The 307-nt window shown below is 55.7% G+C and carries 1 protein-coding gene; it reads right to left on the bottom strand.

What is annotated here, in order from left to right; translation table 11 throughout:
• Positions 1-64: 64 nt before the first annotated feature.
• Positions 65-307 (bottom strand): SMR family transporter (locus EE949_RS29005; RefSeq protein ID WP_122667427.1); only part of this gene is annotated, 243 nt, incomplete at its 5' end.

Genomic DNA, 307 nt, shown 5'->3' with positions numbered 1-307 from the left:
AAATAACAGATGGCATGGGCACCTCAGTGAGTAAAGGTTGCAGCCATTATAAGGGAACGGACTTTCAATGCCCGGCGGTTTTCGAGAACACCTGAATGACCACCACACCCGCCACGATCATTCCCATGCCCAGCAGAGCGGGCAGGTCGAGTTTCTGACCGTAGACCAGGAATGCCGCAATACTCACCATGACAATGCCCATGCCCGACCAGATGGCATAGGTGGTGCCGACGGGAATGGTGCGCATCACCAGAATCAGCATCCAGAACGCAATCGCATAGCCGCCAATGACCAGCAGCAGGGGCAG

The sequence above is a fragment of the Pseudomonas viridiflava genome (genome assembly GCF_900602065.1).
Taxonomy (GTDB): Bacteria; Pseudomonadota; Gammaproteobacteria; order Pseudomonadales; family Pseudomonadaceae; genus Aquipseudomonas.
The sequence above is the reverse complement of the archived record's forward strand: the minus strand, read 5'-3'. Positions and strand labels throughout refer to the sequence as shown.